General features: G+C 64.8%; 17 protein-coding genes and 2 tRNA genes. 3 read left to right on the top strand and 16 right to left on the bottom strand.

Annotation, left to right across the window (positions count from 1 at the left end; all coding sequences use genetic code 11):
• From rpoC to rplK, 13 genes are all read right to left on the bottom strand, one after another.
• A partial coding sequence (rpoC, locus tag H0T81_RS07490) for a DNA-directed RNA polymerase subunit beta' (protein ID WP_294011460.1) occupies positions 1-3,580 on the bottom strand: 3,580 nt, incomplete at its 3' end.
• Positions 3,581-3,635: 55 nt separating this feature from the next.
• On the bottom strand, positions 3,636-7,811 hold the full coding sequence (gene rpoB / locus H0T81_RS07485) for a DNA-directed RNA polymerase subunit beta (RefSeq protein ID WP_294011458.1): 4,176 nt from the start codon (positions 7,809-7,811) through the stop codon (positions 3,636-3,638).
• A 263-nt stretch (positions 7,812-8,074) separates the two neighbouring features.
• Positions 8,075-8,959: a sulfotransferase gene (locus tag H0T81_RS07480; protein WP_294011456.1), complete on the bottom strand. Its 885-nt coding sequence runs from the start codon at positions 8,957-8,959 to the stop codon at positions 8,075-8,077.
• A complete protein-coding gene (locus H0T81_RS07475; RefSeq protein ID WP_294011454.1) occupies positions 8,956-9,924 on the bottom strand; it encodes an aspartyl/asparaginyl beta-hydroxylase domain-containing protein in 969 nt (322 codons plus the stop codon). The genes H0T81_RS07480 and H0T81_RS07475 overlap by 4 nt, the downstream gene beginning before the upstream one ends.
• A gap of 125 nt (positions 9,925-10,049) precedes the next feature.
• Positions 10,050-10,424, bottom strand: a complete 375-nt coding sequence (gene rplL / locus H0T81_RS07470) for a 50S ribosomal protein L7/L12 (protein ID WP_294011452.1) — start codon at positions 10,422-10,424, stop codon at positions 10,050-10,052.
• 65 nt (positions 10,425-10,489) lie between these two features.
• Positions 10,490-11,005: a 50S ribosomal protein L10 gene (gene rplJ / locus H0T81_RS07465; protein WP_294011450.1), complete on the bottom strand. Its 516-nt coding sequence runs from the start codon at positions 11,003-11,005 to the stop codon at positions 10,490-10,492.
• A 388-nt stretch (positions 11,006-11,393) separates the two neighbouring features.
• Positions 11,394-12,146 (bottom strand): Crp/Fnr family transcriptional regulator, encoded by a 753-nt coding sequence (locus tag H0T81_RS07460; RefSeq protein WP_294011448.1) that lies wholly within the window; start codon positions 12,144-12,146, stop codon positions 11,394-11,396.
• Positions 12,147-12,376: 230 nt separating this feature from the next.
• Positions 12,377-12,628 (bottom strand): hypothetical protein, encoded by a 252-nt coding sequence (locus H0T81_RS07455; protein WP_294011446.1) that lies wholly within the window; start codon positions 12,626-12,628, stop codon positions 12,377-12,379.
• A gap of 56 nt (positions 12,629-12,684) precedes the next feature.
• Complete coding sequence (locus H0T81_RS07450; protein WP_294011444.1) at positions 12,685-12,921, bottom strand: hypothetical protein; 237 nt, start codon at positions 12,919-12,921, stop codon at positions 12,685-12,687.
• Positions 12,922-12,933: 12 nt separating this feature from the next.
• The gene (locus H0T81_RS07445; RefSeq protein ID WP_294011442.1) at positions 12,934-13,158 is read right to left on the bottom strand and encodes a hypothetical protein; all 225 of its coding nucleotides are present in this window, start codon (positions 13,156-13,158) and stop codon (positions 12,934-12,936) included.
• A 242-nt stretch (positions 13,159-13,400) separates the two neighbouring features.
• Positions 13,401-13,607 (bottom strand): cold-shock protein, encoded by a 207-nt coding sequence (locus H0T81_RS07440; protein ID WP_294011440.1) that lies wholly within the window; start codon positions 13,605-13,607, stop codon positions 13,401-13,403.
• Between the two features lie 219 nt (positions 13,608-13,826).
• The gene (rplA, locus tag H0T81_RS07435; protein WP_294011438.1) at positions 13,827-14,519 is read right to left on the bottom strand and encodes a 50S ribosomal protein L1; all 693 of its coding nucleotides are present in this window, start codon (positions 14,517-14,519) and stop codon (positions 13,827-13,829) included.
• 4 nt (positions 14,520-14,523) lie between these two features.
• Positions 14,524-14,955, bottom strand: a complete 432-nt coding sequence (gene rplK / locus H0T81_RS07430; RefSeq protein ID WP_294011436.1) for a 50S ribosomal protein L11 — start codon at positions 14,953-14,955, stop codon at positions 14,524-14,526.
• Between the two features lie 232 nt (positions 14,956-15,187).
• Between rplK and H0T81_RS07425 the strand changes: the two genes are divergently transcribed.
• On the top strand, positions 15,188-15,610 hold the full coding sequence (locus tag H0T81_RS07425; RefSeq protein ID WP_294011434.1) for a DoxX family protein: 423 nt from the start codon (positions 15,188-15,190) through the stop codon (positions 15,608-15,610).
• Here the strand turns inward: H0T81_RS07425 and H0T81_RS07420 are convergent.
• The 3 genes from H0T81_RS07420 to secE form a co-directional block, all read right to left on the bottom strand.
• Positions 15,580-15,840 (bottom strand): glutaredoxin domain-containing protein, encoded by a 261-nt coding sequence (locus tag H0T81_RS07420; protein WP_294011432.1) that lies wholly within the window; start codon positions 15,838-15,840, stop codon positions 15,580-15,582. The genes H0T81_RS07425 and H0T81_RS07420 overlap by 31 nt on opposite strands.
• 98 nt (positions 15,841-15,938) lie before the next feature.
• Positions 15,939-16,478, bottom strand: coding sequence for a transcription termination/antitermination protein NusG (gene nusG / locus H0T81_RS07415; RefSeq protein ID WP_294011430.1), 540 nt, complete (start codon positions 16,476-16,478; stop codon positions 15,939-15,941).
• A 13-nt stretch (positions 16,479-16,491) separates the two neighbouring features.
• The gene (gene secE / locus H0T81_RS07410; RefSeq protein WP_294011462.1) at positions 16,492-16,689 is read right to left on the bottom strand and encodes a preprotein translocase subunit SecE; all 198 of its coding nucleotides are present in this window, start codon (positions 16,687-16,689) and stop codon (positions 16,492-16,494) included.
• Between the two features lie 159 nt (positions 16,690-16,848).
• On the opposite strand from secE, the gene H0T81_RS07405 reads away from it, so the two are divergent.
• Positions 16,849-16,924 (top strand) — tRNA-Trp (locus tag H0T81_RS07405).
• 170 nt (positions 16,925-17,094) lie between these two features.
• Positions 17,095-17,170, top strand: a tRNA-Trp gene (locus tag H0T81_RS07400).
• The last annotated feature ends 78 nt before the right edge of the window (positions 17,171-17,248 follow it).

Genomic DNA, 17,248 nt, shown 5'->3' with positions numbered 1-17,248 from the left:
TGTCGCCGCGCTTCACATAATCGCCTTCCTGGACGTCGATCACCTTCGACTTGGGAACCAGATATTCGACCGGCTCCGAGCCGTCGTCGGGGATGATCGCGATCTTCCGCTTGGCCTTGTAGTCCTTCATGAAATTGACCTTGCCCGAGACCTTGGCGATGATCGCATTCTCCTTGGGCTTGCGCGCCTCGAACAGCTCGGCGACGCGCGGCAGGCCACCGGTGATGTCGCGAGTCCGGGCCGCTTCGCGCGGCATCCGGGCGAGCACTTCGCCGGCCTCGACCGTCTGCCCGTCCTCGACCGCGATGATCGCTCCCGAAGCCAGCCGATAGACTCCCGCTTCCTTCGCCTTGGCCCCGGTCAGCGTCAGGCGCGGGTGGAGCGCGTCCTTCTTCGACTTGGCCATGTCCTCGGTCACCACGCGCTGGGTGATTCCGGTGGACTCATCGACCTGCTCGGTCAGCGTTCGGTTCTCGATCAGGTCCTGGTAGGCGACCGTGCCCGCCTTTTCGGTGATCACCGGGCTGAACGACGGGTCCCACTCGGCAACGCGGTCGCCGCGGCTGACGATGTGGCCGCTTTCGCACAATAGGTGAGCCCCGAACGGCACCCGGTGAGTCGACAGCTCGCGCCCATCCATGTCGAGGATGGCGATCTCGCCCGAACGCGACAGCGACACATGGCGGCCGCGCGGGTCGATGATCATCGGCATGTCGCGGAACTCGATGGTGCCGTCGACCGGCGCCTCGAGGTTCGACTGCTCGTTGAGCTGCGCGGCGCCGCCGATGTGGAAGGTCCGCATCGTCAGCTGGGTTCCGGGCTCGCCGATCGACTGGGCGGCGATCACTCCGACTGCCTCGCCGATGTTGACCGGGGTGCCCCGGGCGAGGTCGCGCCCGTAGCATTTCGCGCACACGCCCTGCTTGGACGCGCAGATCAAAGGCGAGCGAATGCGCACGCCCTGGAGCCCGATCTCCTCGATCTTCGCGACCATCGCCTCGTCGAGCAAGGAGCCCTCGGGGATGATCACCTCGTCGGTCTTGGAATCGACGATGTCCTCGGCCGTCGTTCGGCCGAGCACCCGGTCCGACAGCGAGGCGATCACCGCGCCGCCCTGGACGATGGCGCGCATCTCGAGCGCCCGGTCGGTGCCGCAATCCTCCTCGATGATCACCGCGTCCTGGCTGACGTCGACCAACCGGCGGGTCAGATAGCCCGAGTTGGCGGTCTTCAGAGCGGTGTCGGCAAGGCCCTTTCGAGCACCGTGGGTCGAGTTGAAATACTCAAGGACGGTCAGCCCCTCCTTGAAGTTCGAGATGATCGGAGTCTCGATGATCTCGCCCGACGGCTTGGCCATCAGGCCGCGCATCCCGGCCAGCTGCTTGATCTGCGCCTGGCTGCCGCGGGCTCCCGAGTGGGCCATCATGTAGATCGAGTTGACCGGCGCCTCGCGGCCGTCATCCTGCTTCGGGGTCGCCGAGATCTCGCGCATCATCTCGGCCGCGACGCGGTCGCCGCAACGCGACCAGGCGTCGATCACCTTGTTGTACTTTTCCTGCTGGGTGATGAGCCCGTCCTGGTACTGCTGCTCATAGTCTTTGACGAGCGCTCGGGTCTCGTCGACCAGCTCGGTCTTGGCGGCCGGGATCACCATGTCGTCCTTGCCGAACGAAATCCCGGCGCTGCATGCGTGGCGGAAGCCCAGTGCCATGATGGCATCGGCGAACAGCACCGTCTCCTTCTGGCCGGTGTGGCGATAGACGATGTCGATGACGTCGCCGATTTCCTTCTTGGTCAGTAGCCGGTTGACCGTCTCGAACGGCACCTTGTGGCTCTTGGGGAGGGTTTCGGCGAGCAGCATCCGGCCGGCGGTCGTCTCGAACCGCTTCATGTAGGTGTTGCCAGCCTCGTCGGTCTGCGGGACCCGGCTGACGATCTTGGTGTGCAGGGTGACCGCTTGGGCGGCGAGCGCCTGGTGGACCTCGGCCATGTCGCTCAGCAGCATGCCTTCGCCCGGCTCACCCTCTTTCTCGAGGCTGAGGTAGTAGAGGCCCAGCACCATGTCCTGCGACGGGACGATGATCGGCTTGCCGTTGGCGGGCGACAGGATGTTGTTGGTCGACATCATCAGCACGCGCGCTTCCAGCTGCGCTTCGAGGCTCAGGGGCACGTGGACGGCCATCTGGTCGCCGTCGAAGTCGGCGTTGAACGCCGCGCAGACCAGCGGATGGAGCTGGATCGCCTTGCCTTCGATCAGCACCGGCTCGAACGCCTGGATGCCGAGGCGGTGCAGGGTCGGGGCGCGGTTCAGGAGCACCGGATGCTCGCGGATCACCTCGTCGAGGATGTCCCAGACTTCCTTGCGCTCTTTCTCGACCCACTTCTTGGCCTGCTTCAAGGTCATCGACAGGCCCTTGGCGTCGAGCCGCGAGTAGATGAACGGCTTGAACAGCTCCAACGCCATCTTCTTCGGCAGCCCGCACTGGTGGAGCTTGAGCTCCGGGCCGGTGACGATCACCGAGCGGCCCGAATAGTCGACGCGCTTGCCGAGCAGATTCTGGCGGAAGCGGCCCTGCTTGCCCTTGAGCATGTCGCTCAGCGACTTCAGCGGGCGCTTGTTGGCGCCGGTGATGGTGCGGCCGCGCCGTCCGTTGTCGAACAAGGCGTCGACCGCTTCCTGCAGCATGCGCTTCTCGTTGCGGACGATGATGTCCGGAGCGCGCAGCTCCATCAAGCGCTTCAGGCGGTTGTTGCGGTTGATCACCCGGCGATAGAGATCGTTGAGGTCGGACGTCGCGAAGCGGCCGCCGTCGAGCGGCACCAGCGGACGCAGCTCGGGCGGGATTACCGGCACCACCTCGAGGATCATCCACTCGGGCCGGTTGCCCGACTCCAGGAAGCTCTCGACGACTTTCAGCCGCTTGATGATCTTCTTCGGCTTCAATTCCGACTTGGTCGTCTCAAGCTCGTCGAGCAGCGCCTTGCGCTCGCCATCGAGGTCGAGGTCGATCAGCATCTGGCGGACCGCCTCGGCGCCGATGCCGGCGGTGAACGCGTCCTCGCCATACTCATCCTGCGCGGCGAGCAGCTCGTCCTCGGTCAGCAGCTGGAACTTCTCGAGCGGCGTCAGGCCCGGCTCGGTGACGATGTAGCTTTCGAAGTAGAGCACGCGCTCGAGCTGCTTCAACTGCATGTCGAGAAGCAGGCCGATGCGGCTCGGCAGCGACTTCAGGAACCAGATGTGGGCAACCGGAGCGGCCAGCTCGATATGGCCCATGCGCTCGCGCCGGACCTTGGAAACGGTGACCTCGACCCCGCACTTCTCGCAGACGATCCCCTTGTATTTCATCCGCTTGTACTTGCCGCACAAGCACTCATAGTCCTTGATCGGGCCGAAGATGCGCGCGCAGAACAGGCCGTCGCGCTCGGGCTTGAACGTGCGGTAGTTGATCGTCTCGGGCTTCTTGATCTCGCCGAACGACCAGCTGCGGATCTTGTCGGGCGACGCGATGCCGATGCGGATCTGGTCGAATGTCTCCTGCCGGGCGATCGGATTGGCGAAGTTGGTCAGCTCGTTCATCTGTTCATCTCTTCCTTCAGACCCTCACCCACGATGGGCGAGGATCGAAATTGGGTCACTCGGCGGCGATGGCGGTCGGCGCGGCGTCGTCGTCGGTCTCGATGGTGTCGAGCTCGACGCTGAGGCCCAGGCTGCGCATTTCCTTGACCAGCACGTTGAAGCTCTCGGGGATCCCGGCCTCGAACGTGTCGTCGCCTTTGACGATCGCCTCGTAGACCTTGGTCCGGCCAATCACGTCGTCCGACTTCACGGTCAGCATTTCCTGCAGCGTGTAGGCGGCGCCGTAGGCCTGCAGCGCCCACACCTCCATCTCGCCGAAGCGCTGGCCGCCGAACTGCGCCTTGCCGCCCAGCGGCTGCTGGGTGACCAGGCTGTACGGGCCGATCGAGCGCGCGTGGATCTTGTCGTCCACCAGATGGTGGAGCTTGAGCATGTAGATGTAGCCGACGGTCACCTTGCGGTCGAACGCGACTCCGGTCCGGCCGTCGAACAGCACCACCTGGCCCGAACGGTCGAGCCCGGCCTTGTCGAGCATCTCGGAGACGTCCGCCTCGCGGGCGCCGTCGAACACCGGGGTGCCCATCGGGATGCCGGCGGTGAGGTTGGACGCGAGGTCCATCACCGCCTCGTCGTCGCGGGCGTCGATTTCCTTGGTGTAATGCGACCCATAGATGTCCTTGAGCTTGGCCCGGACAGCCTTGACGTCCTTGCCGGCGATATCCTTGCCCCGTTCGTGGATTCCGTCGAGCATCTCCTGGATCTGCTGGCCGAGGCCGCGCGCGGCCCAGCCGAGGTGAGTCTCGAAGATCTGTCCGACGTTCATCCGTGACGGCACGCCCAGCGGATTGAGGACGATGTCGACCGGTGTCCCGTCCTCGAGGAACGGCATGTCCTCGTTGGGCAGGATGCGGCTGATGACGCCCTTGTTGCCGTGGCGGCCGGCGACCTTGTCGCCCGGTTGCAGCTTGCGCTTCACCGCGACGAACACCTTGACCATCTTCAAGACGCCGGGCGGCAATTCATCGCCTCGCTCGAGCTTCTCGACCCGGTCCTCGAAGCGCTTGACGATGGTGTTGATCGCCTCGTCATACTGCGCCTTCAGCGCCTCGATGTCGGCCTGACGCTTGTCGTTCTTGACCGCGATCTTCCACCATTCGTGGCGCTCGACTCCCTCGAGCGTCGCCGAGTCGATGGTGCCGCCCTTCTTGATGCCCTTGGGAGCCGCGGTCGCGGTCTGCTTCAAAAGCATTTCCCGAAGGCGAGCGAAGGTCGCCCGGTTGAGGATCCCGCGCTCGTCGTCGGCGTCCTTCTTGAGCCGTTCCTTCTCCTCGGTCTGGATGGCCCGGGTGCGGTCGTCGATGTCGATGCCGTGGCGGTTGAACACCCGCACTTCGACGATCGTCCCCTGGACTCCGGGCGGCAGGCGCAGCGAGGTGTCGCGGACGTCCGACGCTTTCTCGCCGAAGATCGCCCGAAGCAGCTTCTCTTCGGGGGTCATCGGGCTTTCGCCCTTCGGGGTGATCTTGCCGACCAGGATGTCGCCCGGCTCGACCTCGGCGCCGATGTAGACGATGCCCGCCTCGTCGAGGTTGCGGAGCGCCTCCTCGCCGACGTTGGGGATGTCGCGGGTGATGTCCTCGGGCCCGAGCTTGGTGTCGCGGGCCATGACCTCGAATTCCTCGATGTGGATCGAGGTGAACACGTCGTCCTTGACGATGCGCTCGGAGATCAGGATCGAATCCTCATAATTGTAGCCGTTCCACGGCATGAACGCGACGAGCACGTTGCGGCCGAGCGCGAGCTCGCCGAACTGGGTCGAGGGCCCGTCGGCGATGATTTCGCCGGCTTCGACTTCGGTCCTGACCTTCACCAGCGGGCGCTGGTTGATGCAGGTGTTCTGGTTCGAGCGCTGGAACTTCATCAGCGTGTAGATGTCGACACCGCTCTCGCCGGGCTTGAGCTCGCCAGTGGCTCGAACGACGATCCGAGCCGCGTCGACCTGGTCGACGACGCCCGAGCGACGCGCGGCGATCGCCGCGCCCGAATCGCGGGCAACCGTCTCCTCCATGCCGGTGCCGACCAGCGGCGCTTCGGCCTGCAGCAGCGGGACCGCCTGGCGCTGCATGTTCGACCCCATCAGCGCGCGGTTGGCGTCGTCGTTCTCGAGGAACGGGATCAGCGAGGCAGCGACCGACACCAGCTGCTTGGGGCTGACGTCCATCAGCGTGATCTGGTCGCGCGGAGCCATCAGGAAGTCGCCGGCGCGGCGGGCCGAGATGATGTCCTCGGCGAAGGTGCCGTCCTTGTTCAGTTCGGCGTTGGCTTGGGCGATCGTGTGCTTGGCCTCCTCCATCGCCGACAGATAGACGACCTCGTCGGTGACCTTCTTGTCGACCACGCGCCGGTACGGGGTTTCGATGAAGCCGTACTTGTTGACCCGGCTGAAGCTCGCGAGCGAGTTGATCAGGCCGATGTTCGGTCCTTCGGGGGTCTCGATCGGGCAGATCCGGCCGTAGTGGGTCGGGTGGACGTCGCGGACCTCGAAGCCGGCGCGTTCGCGGGTCAGCCCGCCCGGGCCGAGCGCCGACACGCGGCGCTTGTGGGTGACTTCCGACAGCGGGTTGGTCTGGTCCATGAACTGCGACAGCTGCGATGAGCCGAAGAACTCGCGCACCGCGGCGACCGCCGGCTTGGCGTTGATCAGGTCGTTGGGCATCACCGTCGACACGTCGACGCTCGACATGCGCTCCTTGACCGCTCGCTCCATGCGCAGCAGCCCGACTCGATACTGGTTCTCGAGCAATTCGCCGACCGAGCGGACCCGGCGGTTGGCGAGGTTGTCGATGTCGTCGATCTCGCCCTTGCCGTCCTTCAGGTTCACCAGTTCCTTGACGACGGCGAGGATGTCCTCCCGGCGCAGGGTGGTGACGGTATCCGGCGCGTCGAGGCCGAGGCGCATGTTCAACTTGACGCGGCCGACCGCCGATAGATCGTAGCGCTCGGGATCGAAAAACAGGCCGTAGAACAGCGCGTCGGCAGTCTCGCGGGTCGGCGGCTCGCCGGGGCGCATCACCCGGTAGATGTCGGACAAAGCCTGATCGGCGTCCTCGGCCTTGTCGGCTTTCAGAGTGTTGCGGATCCACGGACCCGTGTTGACATAGTCGATGTCGAGCAGCTCGAGCTTGTCGATCTTCGCCTCGTCGAGCTTGGCGAGATTCTCGGCGGTCACCTCGTCGGCCGCCTCGATGTAGATCTCGCCGGTCTTCTCGTTGATCAGGTCGAACGCGGAATAGCGGCCGAAAATCTCCTCGGTCGGGATCAGCAGGTTCTTCAGGCCGTCCTTGGCCGCCTGGTTCGCCTTGCGCGGAGTGATCTTCTCGCCCGACTTGAACATGACCTCGCCGGTGTCGGCGTTGATCACGTCGTACATCGGCTTCTGGCCGCGCCATTGCTCGGTGTTGAACGGGATCTGCCAGCCGTTCGGCCCGCGCACGTAGCTGACGTTGCTGTAGAATTCGGCGAGGATTTCCTCGCTCGACAGGCCGAGCGCGTGCAGCAAGGCGGTGACCGGCAGCTTGCGTTTGCGGTCGATCCGGACGTTGACGATGTCCTTGGCGTCGAACTCGAAATCGAGCCAGCTGCCGCGATAGGGGATGACTCGGGCGGCGAAGAGATATTTGCCCGAGGCGTGGGTTTTGCCGCGGTCGTGGTCGAACAGCACGCCCGGCGAGCGGTGCATCTGGCTGACGATCACCCGCTCGGTGCCGTTGATGATGAAGGTGCCGTTCATGGTCATGAGCGGCATGTCGCCCATGTAGACGTCCTGCTCCTTGATATCGATGACCGACTTGGCCTCGGTATCGGGATCGATCTCGAAGCTGGTCAGGCGCAGCGTCACGCGCATCGGCGCGGCATAGGTCAGCCCGCGCTGACGGCACTCGTCGGTGTCGTATTTGGGGTCCTCGAGCTCGTAGCGGTCGAAATCGAGATGGGCGGTGCCGGCGAAATCCTGGATCGGGAACACCGAGCGGAGGGTCTTCTCGAGCCCCGAGACATAGCCGATCGAGGGCTCGGAGCGAAGGAACTGCTCGTAGCTTTCGCGCTGAACCTCGATGAGGTTCGGCATTTCCGAGATTTCGTGGATGTTGCCGAAGATCTTGCGGATTCGCCGTGAGGATGCGGAGCCGCGGCTGGTGCTGCGGGCCGGTGCGTCGATCGCTTTGGTCGCCATGATATTCCCTGCGCTGCGGGGAGCGCACACAAGGGAGCGCTCCGCCGATTGTGCCCCTGCCTTGGCAGGAACCTTGATGTCAGAGCGCTCTTCCCGCTTGCTCCTCCCCAATGCGTTTGACCCGTGCGCCGTTCGGGTCCTGTCCCGGGGAGGGCAGGAAAAGCTCCGGACGCACGTCACCGTGCGGCGGAGCCGTTATTTTGTGGATGGAGCCGATATAATGCTTCGAGAGCGTTTGAAAAGGGGAAAATCGCTCGGTCGGCCTAGGTGGCGGGCGATGTCAGCTCCTCGACGAAGGCGCGCGCCCTTGAATCGGCCTTCTCGACGATCGGCAGAACCGCCTCGATGACCGGCTCGATGGAGCGCCATTTGCCGGCCCTTGGCTTCGAAACGGTGGTCTTAGACAGGGGCAGCGGCCCGAGCCGCCGGTCCCACTTCAGGTCGAGCGATTGGGCGAGCGCGTCGGCGATGGGCTGCGGCGAGGCGAGGAACTCGCCATAGTCTACGGCGCGCAACCGCTCGCGGGGGAGGGCGGCGAGATCGCCGAGCAGAGTCTCGCTGGTGATCGCCCATTGCTCGGCGACCACTTCGGGCAGCGGCCGGCCGATCAGGCGTTGCCAACCCGGAACCAGCAGCAGCGACCAGGGATGGCCGGTCCAGCCGGGCAGCCGCGGATAGGTTCGAAAGGCTCCCGACAGCCACGCCTCGATCATGCTCGACAGGGTCTCGCGGACGTCGCGGTAGAGATAGACGAACAAGGCGTCCGGCCAGGCGGCGTCGAAGAACGGCACTCGGAGCGCGTTCTTGGGCGTCTTCTCGAGCATCCGGACGCGGCCTTCGGCCCGCACTCCGTCGCGATCGCGCAGCTCGGTGTAGAAAGCCTGGGCGAGCTGCTCGACCGGCTCCGGAGTCGCGTCGGCCGCGGTCAGCCGGTTCGATCCCCAGCCGCGCGCGGCCGGCGAAAAGGCGGTAATGTCCTCGATCAGCCAGTGGCTTTCGCCGCCGACGGTATGCAGGCCCGGCGCCTGCGCGAGGGTCTCGAACAGCAGGGTCGATCCGGACCGCGGGGTGCTGACAATGAAGACCGGACGGTCGAACTGGTCGCGAAAGGACGAAGTCGAAGCGGCCGGCCCCGCCGGGCGGGTCACGACGCCAGGCGCTGTCCGCCGGCGGCTCGAAGCGGCGGAGTGGCCGGGGCCGCTACGGCCATGATGAACACCAGCTGGTCGAGGACGAACGCGAGGTCCAGCTCGTTCTTCAGCAGCACTTGGTCCGCGCCGAGCGCCTGGATGTCGCGTCGGCTGCGCCTCGCGAGGTCGATGTAGCCGGCTCGCCCCTGCTCCGAATCCGCGAATTGCGCCCACAGCGATGCCCATGCGTCAGCGAACTTGTCGAGCCGCTTCATCACTTGCTCGAGCGCCGGGTGCGGCTGGGCCTCGCCGGCGAGGAACGCGATATGACCGCGGATCTCCCACGGCGACATCACCTTGGGAGCATTATGCTGCTCGAACATCAGCGGGTCGGCGCGGCGCTCGCCGGGCTGGAGCAGCCTGGCGGCTGCGGGCGTGCCGTTCTGGGCGGCGTCGATCAGGTCCCACAGCCGCTCGGTCACCACCGTGTCGAGCACCAGGTGAACGCGGCGCTCCTGGCCGCGGTTGTGGACTTCGTGCCAGCGGAAGCTGTCGAACACCCAGGTCTCGCCGGCGGCCATGTGGACCGTCTCGCCGCCGCAGGTGAACTCGACCGCCGGATTGGTGATCACCGGCACGTGGATCCGCAGGTGGGTGCGCCAGTGATAGTGGGAATCGACGTGCTCCGGCACTTCGGCGCCGACTCCCAGACCCATTAGCCGGCTTCGGCCCCATACCCCGCCAAGCTCGGCCATCGCCTCCATGATGTATGGGCAGCGGGCCAGGTTCGCGGTCGGCTTCATCGGGCCTTCGAACGCGTCGGTCGGCTGCCCGCCCGGAGTGACGAGCCGCACGGCTTCGTTACCCGGAAAGCCGGTCGCGTGCGGTACCCAGGACGAGGCTGGAAGCGCGTTCACCTCAGCCGCGAGCGCGTCCGCGTCGAAGCGGATCGGAAGCTTCACGAACGGTTGGGTCAGGCGCATGATCTAAAGCTCGCTTTGGATCCTAAATCGCCGTCTTGCACGCCGGAATCAAGCATTCCGCCCGAGCGCGCAATGAAAGGGCGGCCCGATCGAGCCGCCCTTCCTGTACCGAACTGCGGCTGCGATCAGCGCAGCTCGACGGTGCCGCCGGCCTCCTCGATCTGCTTCTTGATCTTCTCGGCCTCTTCCTTGTTGACGCCTTCCTTGATCGGCTTGGGCGCGCCTTCGACCAGCGCCTTGGCTTCGCCTAGGCCGAGCTGGGTGATCGCTCGGACCTCCTTGATGACGTTGATCTTCTTGCCGCCGTCGCCGGTCAGGATGACGTCGAACTCGGTCTTCTCTTCCTCGGCCGGAGCGGCGGCCGCTGCGGCGGGAGCAGCGGCGGCGACCGCAGCCGCGGCCGAAACGCCCCATTTCTCCTCGAGCGCTTTTGCAAGCTCCGCAGCCTCGAGGACGGTCAATTCGGATAGCTGGTCGACCAGCTTGTTGATGTCAGCCATTCATCTCACTCCTGTGCGGGGCCGCGCCCCATGTTGCCGTTGCGTTGAAAACTCAGTCGGAAAACTTAAGCGGCTTCCTTCGCCGCATAGGCCGAGAAGATCCGCGCCAGCTGCGCGCCGGGCTCGCTGACCGTGCGAGCGATCTTGGTCGCCGGCGCCTGGACGAGGCCGACGATCGTGGCTCGAAGCTCGTCGAGCGACGGCAGCGCGGCCAGCGCCCTGATGCCGTCGACGTCGAGCACCGTGTCGCCCATCGCCCCGCCGACGATTTCGAACCGGTCGGTGGTCTTGGCGAAGTCGACGGCAACCTTGGCCGCCGCCACCGGGTCGCCGGAGGTCGCGAGCGCGGTCGGGCCGGTCAGCAGGTCGCCGATCGGCTGGTAACGCGAGCCGTCGAGAGCGATCAACGCAAGCCGGTTCTTGGTGACTTTGAACTGGGCCCCGGCGTCGCGCATCTTGAGCCGCAGGTCCGTGGACTGCGCGACGGTCAGGCCCAGGTTGCGGGTGACGACCACCACGCTGGTCTCCGCAAAGACCCGCTTCAGCTCGTCGACCACATCCGCTTTTTGCGAACGATCCATGCCAACTCCATTGTTCGATCGAAGCGGTGCTTCGAAACGAGTTGAACCAGGCTCGCAGCGTTGCCGCTTCGAGCAGACTTGTCCGGTGGGGTTGGATCGCCGGCGCTGCCCCTTTGGCGTAAAAGGGCTTGCAACGCACGCTGGCCGCGCTCTTGGCCGCCAACTGAATCCTGCCCCGTCTAGGCTGCGAATTAAGCCCTTGCTGGAAAGCAAGGGCGGCAGCTGTCTCGGACGGTTGCCTGCGGCTGGTAAGCCGCATGCGAAGGCGCGCCTATAGCGGTTTCCCGCTGACCGTCAAGAATTGGTCGAAGCTGAGCGAAATCGCCCATTTCGAGCCCCAATATCTTCATCGTCGGCCGATCCCGGAGGTCCAACGCAAGCTGAGCGCCTAGCGGACCGCAACCTGCCGAGCCGATTCCTGGACGGTGAGGTGGAGATAGCGGTCGTTGAAATCGGCCATGTCGCGCATCCGCTCCCAGTCCGGGAAGCTGAGTTCGCGCTTGCTTCGGTTGATCAGCCCGTCCGCTTCGAGCGAGCGGATCACCCGGTTCAAATGCACCGGAGTCAAGCCCAGAGCATCGGCCAGTTCGGCCTGGGTCATCGGCAGATGGTAGCCCATGTCCTCGGCCAGCCCATTGGTGTCGAGACGGACCGCAAGCTCGCACAGCACGTGCGCCAGGCGGCTCTTGGCGTCCCGCCGGCCGACGTTCAGGATCCATTCGCGGAAGATCGACGCTTCGACCAGCGTGCTGACCAGGACCGCATGAGCGATCGCGGCGCTGTGCTGGGCGACCTTCTGGATGTCGGCCCTTGGGATGACTGCCAGATGCCCGCGGGTGAGCATCTGCACGCTATGGTCGGCGACATTGAGAAAGATGTTCTGGAAATCCAGCGCTTCGCCGGGAATGTGGATCGACAGGATTTGCCGGCCCCCGTCGCCAGTCAGCTTCTGCCGGTAGGCGAAGCCTGAAACCAGCACTCCGCAGCCGCTCGGCGGCTCGCCTTCGCGGACCGCGTAGCTGCCGGGCGCAAGCGATTTGAGCGTATAAGGGAGCGCGAGGATCGCTTCGCGATCGCTCTTCGGCAAGGGGGAGCGCAGTTCCAGATTGTCCAGAAGCAGCTGAAGCGGATTGTTGGGCACTGGGGTCGTCCCGCAAATTCAAGGGCGGGAGCTTACCGAACTCTCAGCCGCTGGAGCCCGGGCTGATCCGTCCAGCGATACCCACCCTTAACATAGTTCACAGTGGAATGACACAAGATAAGATAGGGGAAGCAAGGAATCGGGCTAAGTGATTGATTTGCCTTGAATTTTCCGAGTCTGAGAGGCGTTGGAAACACCGAGGCCTCGGGACTTTCCTCCGTTGCCCGAGTCTAGCTCTGGAGCCGGGTCTCGAGCGGGACAGCGGTAGGGACCTGTCCCTCGGCGTCGGCGTCGGCGTCGGCGGCTTTGCGCTTCAGTTCCTGGGCCCGCATCGAGTCGGCTTTCATCGCCCGGGCGGCGAACCCGTCCCACGCCTCGGCGGCGCGGAGATGGCTCTCGCGGACGTTATCGAGCTGCGAGCCTTGCGCGAGCTCGCGCGCCACGGCGGCGCGGGTCAAATAGAATTGCGCGTGGGTCGTCATGGTGCTCGTTTCTCCGGCTTGCATGGATTGGGTGTCGGTGCGTTGCCCATCGGGCCTTAGTCCAGTTGGGGCACGATTCGAACCCGGTCGATCGGGCTCGGGCTCGCGCGCATTTCGGCCGTCACGTCCGAAATCAACTTGTCGAGCGCGTCGGAATCGAAACCGTCATGACCGGGCCGCATCTCGAGACCGGTCTCGACGACGAGGACGACTCGCCGATCGCGGCCGTCGACTTCCCATTCGTGCCAGCTTCGGCGCAGTTCCATCGTCTCGTCGTCCTGGTCCTGCGCCAACTTAAGCGGCGCCTACCAAGGCCAGGTCCTGGGCATCGCCGGCGTCCGCTCGACGTCGCCGCGGACGATCTTCGACTTCAGTTTCTTGCGGATTTTCTCGGCCCCGTCGACGCTCGAGGTGACCAGCCGGACTCCGCCCGACTGCAGCACTTCCAGTGACGAGACCCCGATCGCGCTCTTGCGGCATTGCTCGCGAACGTCGGCCTCGGCCATCGAAAGGTTGACGACGCGGCTCATCGCGCGACCCCGAGGCCGGATAAGGGATGATTGAGGTTCAACTTGAGTCTCCTGCAGACAAGCGGGAGCGCGTTTAGTCTCTCAGTCAGGCGATGCTTGGCATCTTCGCGCTTGATGCGCGGTCCTATCACAGGAACGTTGGGCGACCTAATCGCAAAGACGGAAAAACCACGGCCCGGGATGCCCAGGCGGCGCAAAAAAAAAGCTTCCCCCGAGCGATCGGGGGAAGCTTTCAACGGCGGCTATTCGGCCTGGATGTTGACGGCGCTGTTGCGGCCGCGGTTGTCCTGCTGCAGCTCGTAGCTGACGCGCTGCTCGCGATCGAGGGTGCGCAATCCGGCGGCCTCGACGGCGCTGATATGCACATAGGCATCGCTGCCGCCGTCGTCCGGCTGGATGAAGCCGAAGCCTTTTTCGGCGTTGAAGAACTTTACGGTTCCGGTGGTCATTATGAGATTTCCTTCTGAGGAGCGCACCGACGATCGGGGGCCCATTGCTAGGAGCAGCGAGAGAGAAGGAAAGAGGAGCCGCAAAGCGCCAATGACCGTCAATTTGCGACTAGTAGCGCTACCTATGTAGGGGCTGCGGCGCGAAATAGCAAAACGGCTGTTCCCGCTGCGGCCCGTGCAGGGCCGCTCCCCCCGCCGCTGGCAAGGGGAGGGGTAAGGTCAGCCGCTGACCGCCTCGACATCGATCTTCACGCCCGGGCCCATGCTCGAGCTGACCGCGACTTTCTTGATGAACTTTCCCTTGGCTCCGGTCGGCCGAGCCTTGACGATCGCGTCGACGAACGCGTCGAAATTGGCCTTGAGATCCGCCTCCGGGAAGCTCGCCTTGCCGATCCGGCCGTGGATGATCCCGGCCTTCTCGACCCGGAACTCGACCTGGCCGCCCTTGGCCGCCTTGATCGCCTCGCTGACGTTGGGAGTGACGGTGCCGAGCTTGGGGTTGGGCATCAGCCCCTTGGGGCCGAGCACTTTGCCGAGCCGGCCGACGATGCCCATCATGTCGGGAGTTGCGATCACCCGTTCGAAATCGATCTGGCCGCCCTGGATCTGCTCCATCAGGTCCTCGGCGCCGACCACTTCGGCGCCCGCCTTCTTGGCTTCCTCGGCCTTGTCGCCGCGCGCGAACACGGCGACCCGGACGTCCTTGCCGGTGCCCTTGGGAAGCGACACGACGCCGCGGACCATCTGGTCGGCGTGACGCGGGTCGACACCCAGGTTCAAGGCGATCTCGACCGTCTCGTCGAACTTGGCGGTGGCGTTGGCCTTGACGATCCCGATCGCCTCGTCGACCCCGTAATGCCTGTTGCGGTCGATCTCGGTCAGCGCTTTTTGCCGCTTGCTGAGCTTTGCCATGTCCTTAGCCCTCCACGACCTGGAGGCCCATTGCTCGGGCGCTGCCTTCGATGATGCGGGTCGCCGCGTCGATGTCGTTGGCGTTCAGGTCCTTCATCTTCGCTTCGGCGATCTGGGCGAGCTGCGAGCGGCGGATGGTGCCGGCGCTCTCCTTGCCCGGCTCCTTGGAGCCCGACTTGATCCGGGCCGCCTTCTTGAGGAGGAAGCTCGCCGGCGGAGTCTTGGTGGTGAAGGAGAAGCTGCGGTCCGCAAAGACGGTGATTACCGTCGGGATCGGAGCGCCTTTCTCGAGCTCCTGCGTGGCGGCGTTGAACGCCTTGCAGAACTCCATGATGTTGACTCCGCGCTGGCCCAGTGCGGGGCCGATCGGCGGCGACGGATTGGCGATGCCCGCGGGCACCTGCAGCTTGATGTAGCCGGTAATCTTCTTGGCCATTGTCTCTCACTCTGTTGTTGGCTTGCAGTCCCCCGGATCCAGTCCGGGGCCGGCAAGCTGTCTCAAGTTTAGCGGTCCAAGCGGCGCTCCAGGGATCGCCTCCCGCAAGAATTCCCATCAAAGTGGTACTTTGACGGGGACCCATTCTCCAGTTTTGTGCTGGAAGGCGGCGCCATTAGCAGCGGCGGCCGAAATTGGCTAGTAGGCCTTTCGTCAAAGGGGAGATGCGCGAATGAACCGCCTCGACCGCTACGCTCCGCTGATGCTCAGCATCCTTCGAATCATGACCGCGCTCCTGTTCCTCGCCCACGGCACTCAGAAGTTCCTGTCCTTCCCGCCGGGCCAGACGGCCGGAACGGGCTGGGAGCTGTCGCATCCCGGCCACTACGCCGGCATCGTCGAGGTCGCCGCCGGCTCGCTGATCGCGCTCGGACTGTTCACCCGGCCCGCGGCCTTCGTCGCCTCGGGGACGATGGCGGTCGCCTACTGGATGGCCCACGCGACGCAGTCGTTCTGGCCGATCAACAACGCCGGCGACGCGGCGATCCTCTACTGCTTCGTCTTCCTGTACTTCGTGTTCGCCGGTCCCGGGCCGTGGAGCCTGGATGCCAGGCTGCGCGGTCGTCAGGCGTCGGCGTCTTCCTCGGCCAGGTAGCGCTCGAGCTCCTCGCTGCCGCCGATCCGCTGGCCGTCGATGAACACCTGCGGAGTCGTGCCGACGTCGTGCTCGGCCATGAACGCGTCGACCTCCTCGCGAGTCTTGAGGATCTGGTCGTCGACCTCGAAGCCGGCCTCCTCGAGCAGCTGCTTGGCGCGCACTCCGTAGGGGCAGGTGTGGTCGGGCAGCACCATCCGGTGCAGGGTCGCGCGGCGGGTCTCGGTCATGGAAGCTCCTGGTTTCGGGTCGAGCAGCAACAGCGCCGCGGCGCCGCGAGAGTTCCACGCGATTTCAAAAAGTTAGCGAGGATGCCCTAATGGGAAGCTTACTTAACCCGCTCGACTTGTTCGAACTCCAGTTCCACTGGAGTGGCTCGGCCAAAGATCGAGACTGAAACTTTTACGCGGCTGCGGTCGAAATCGAGCTCCTCGACCAGCCCGTTGAAGCTCGCGAACGGCCCATCGAGCACCTTGACCGAATCCCCGATCTCGTAGTCGACGCTGATCTTTTGCTTGGGGGCCGCCGCGGCCGCTTCGTCCTTGGTGTTGAGGATGCGCGCGGCCTCGGCCTCGGTGATCGGCTGCGGCTTGCCATTGGGGCCGAGGAAGCCGGTCACCTTGGGGGTGTTCTTGACCAGGTGGTAGACGTCGTCGTTCATCGCCAGCTTGGCGAGCACGTAGCCGGGGAAGAATTTCTTGTCGCTGGTGACCTTCTTGCCGCGGCGGATCTCAGTCACCTTCTCGGTCGGCACCTCGACCTCTTCGACGAGGCTCGTGAGGCCCAGGCGCTTGGCCTCGGACATGATCGAATCGCGGACCTTGTTCTCGAAGCCCGAGTAGGCGTGGATGATGTACCAGCGGGACATTTGAGCGGTATTCCTAGGAGAGGGTGCCGATGAGGAACTTGACGATCGCGCTGAACACGCTGTCGACGCCGAAGAAGAAGACGGCGAGCAGCGCCGTCATGATCAGGACCATGATCGCGGTGGTCACGGTTTCCTTGCGGGTCGGCCAGACCACCTTGGCGGTCTCGGCGCGGACCTGCCGCATGAATTCGCCGGGGTTCACTTTCGCCAATGCCGTGCGCCTTCTGCCGATAGAAAAACGCTCCGCGAGCCCATGCTGGGCGGCGGAGCCGACGACCACTTAGCGCCGCGCGCCCGAGTCTTCAAGGGACAGGGTTTGGGGCTTCAGGGTTGCGGTCGGGAGTGGCCGTGGCTACTTCGCCAGCCCTGTAGGAGTGTAGCTCAGTTGGTAGAGCATCGGTCTCCAAAACCGAGGGTCGTGGGTTCGAGTCCCTCCACTCCTGCCACGCCTAAGCCGCCGAGCGCAGTGAAGCGGTCGCGAAGCGAGCCTTCGCTGTGCAAGAGACGGCGAAGGCCGGACGGCCTGCGCGAAGCGACAGGACCGACGTCACGCGATTCACTCGCGTGACGGCCTCTTGCACCCCGCTGCCCTCACCGCTACCTCGCCACCGGCTCTAGGAGTGTAGCTCAGTTGGTAGAGCATCGGTCTCCAAAACCGAGGGTCGTGGGTTCGAGTCCCTCCACTCCTGCCAGCCGCGCAACTCCAACTTGAAGACTCGGCCCTTCAGCCTTGAACAGTCAGGGGCTAGCCGCTAAGTCGCATCCAGCTC

It is taken from the genome of Sphingomonas sp., assembly GCF_013812825.1.
Taxonomy (GTDB): domain Bacteria; phylum Pseudomonadota; class Alphaproteobacteria; order Sphingomonadales; family Sphingomonadaceae; genus Sphingomicrobium.
This window is presented reverse-complemented; position numbering and strand designations above follow the sequence as displayed.

Excerpts from the sequence above, each read along its gene's own strand:
- rpoB (WP_294011458.1), bottom strand. The coding sequence starts at position 7,811 with ATGGCGACCAAAGCGATCGACGCACCGGCCCGCAGCACCAGCCGCGGC.
- H0T81_RS07475 (WP_294011454.1), bottom strand. The coding sequence starts at position 9,924 with ATGCGCCTGACCCAACCGTTCGTGAAGCTTCCGATCCGCTTCGACGCG.
- rplL (WP_294011452.1), bottom strand. The coding sequence starts at position 10,424 with ATGGCTGACATCAACAAGCTGGTCGACCAGCTATCCGAATTGACCGTC.
- rplJ (WP_294011450.1), bottom strand. The coding sequence starts at position 11,005 with ATGGATCGTTCGCAAAAAGCGGATGTGGTCGACGAGCTGAAGCGGGTC.
- H0T81_RS07455 (WP_294011446.1), bottom strand. The coding sequence starts at position 12,628 with ATGACGACCCACGCGCAATTCTATTTGACCCGCGCCGCCGTGGCGCGC.
- H0T81_RS07445 (WP_294011442.1), bottom strand. The coding sequence starts at position 13,158 with ATGAGCCGCGTCGTCAACCTTTCGATGGCCGAGGCCGACGTTCGCGAG.
- H0T81_RS07440 (WP_294011440.1), bottom strand. The coding sequence starts at position 13,607 with ATGACCACCGGAACCGTAAAGTTCTTCAACGCCGAAAAAGGCTTCGGC.
- rplA (WP_294011438.1), bottom strand. The coding sequence starts at position 14,519 with ATGGCAAAGCTCAGCAAGCGGCAAAAAGCGCTGACCGAGATCGACCGC.
- rplK (WP_294011436.1), bottom strand. The coding sequence starts at position 14,955 with ATGGCCAAGAAGATTACCGGCTACATCAAGCTGCAGGTGCCCGCGGGC.
- H0T81_RS07425 (WP_294011434.1), top strand. The coding sequence starts at position 15,188 with ATGAACCGCCTCGACCGCTACGCTCCGCTGATGCTCAGCATCCTTCGA.
- H0T81_RS07420 (WP_294011432.1), bottom strand. The coding sequence starts at position 15,840 with ATGACCGAGACCCGCCGCGCGACCCTGCACCGGATGGTGCTGCCCGAC.
- nusG (WP_294011430.1), bottom strand. The coding sequence starts at position 16,478 with ATGTCCCGCTGGTACATCATCCACGCCTACTCGGGCTTCGAGAACAAG.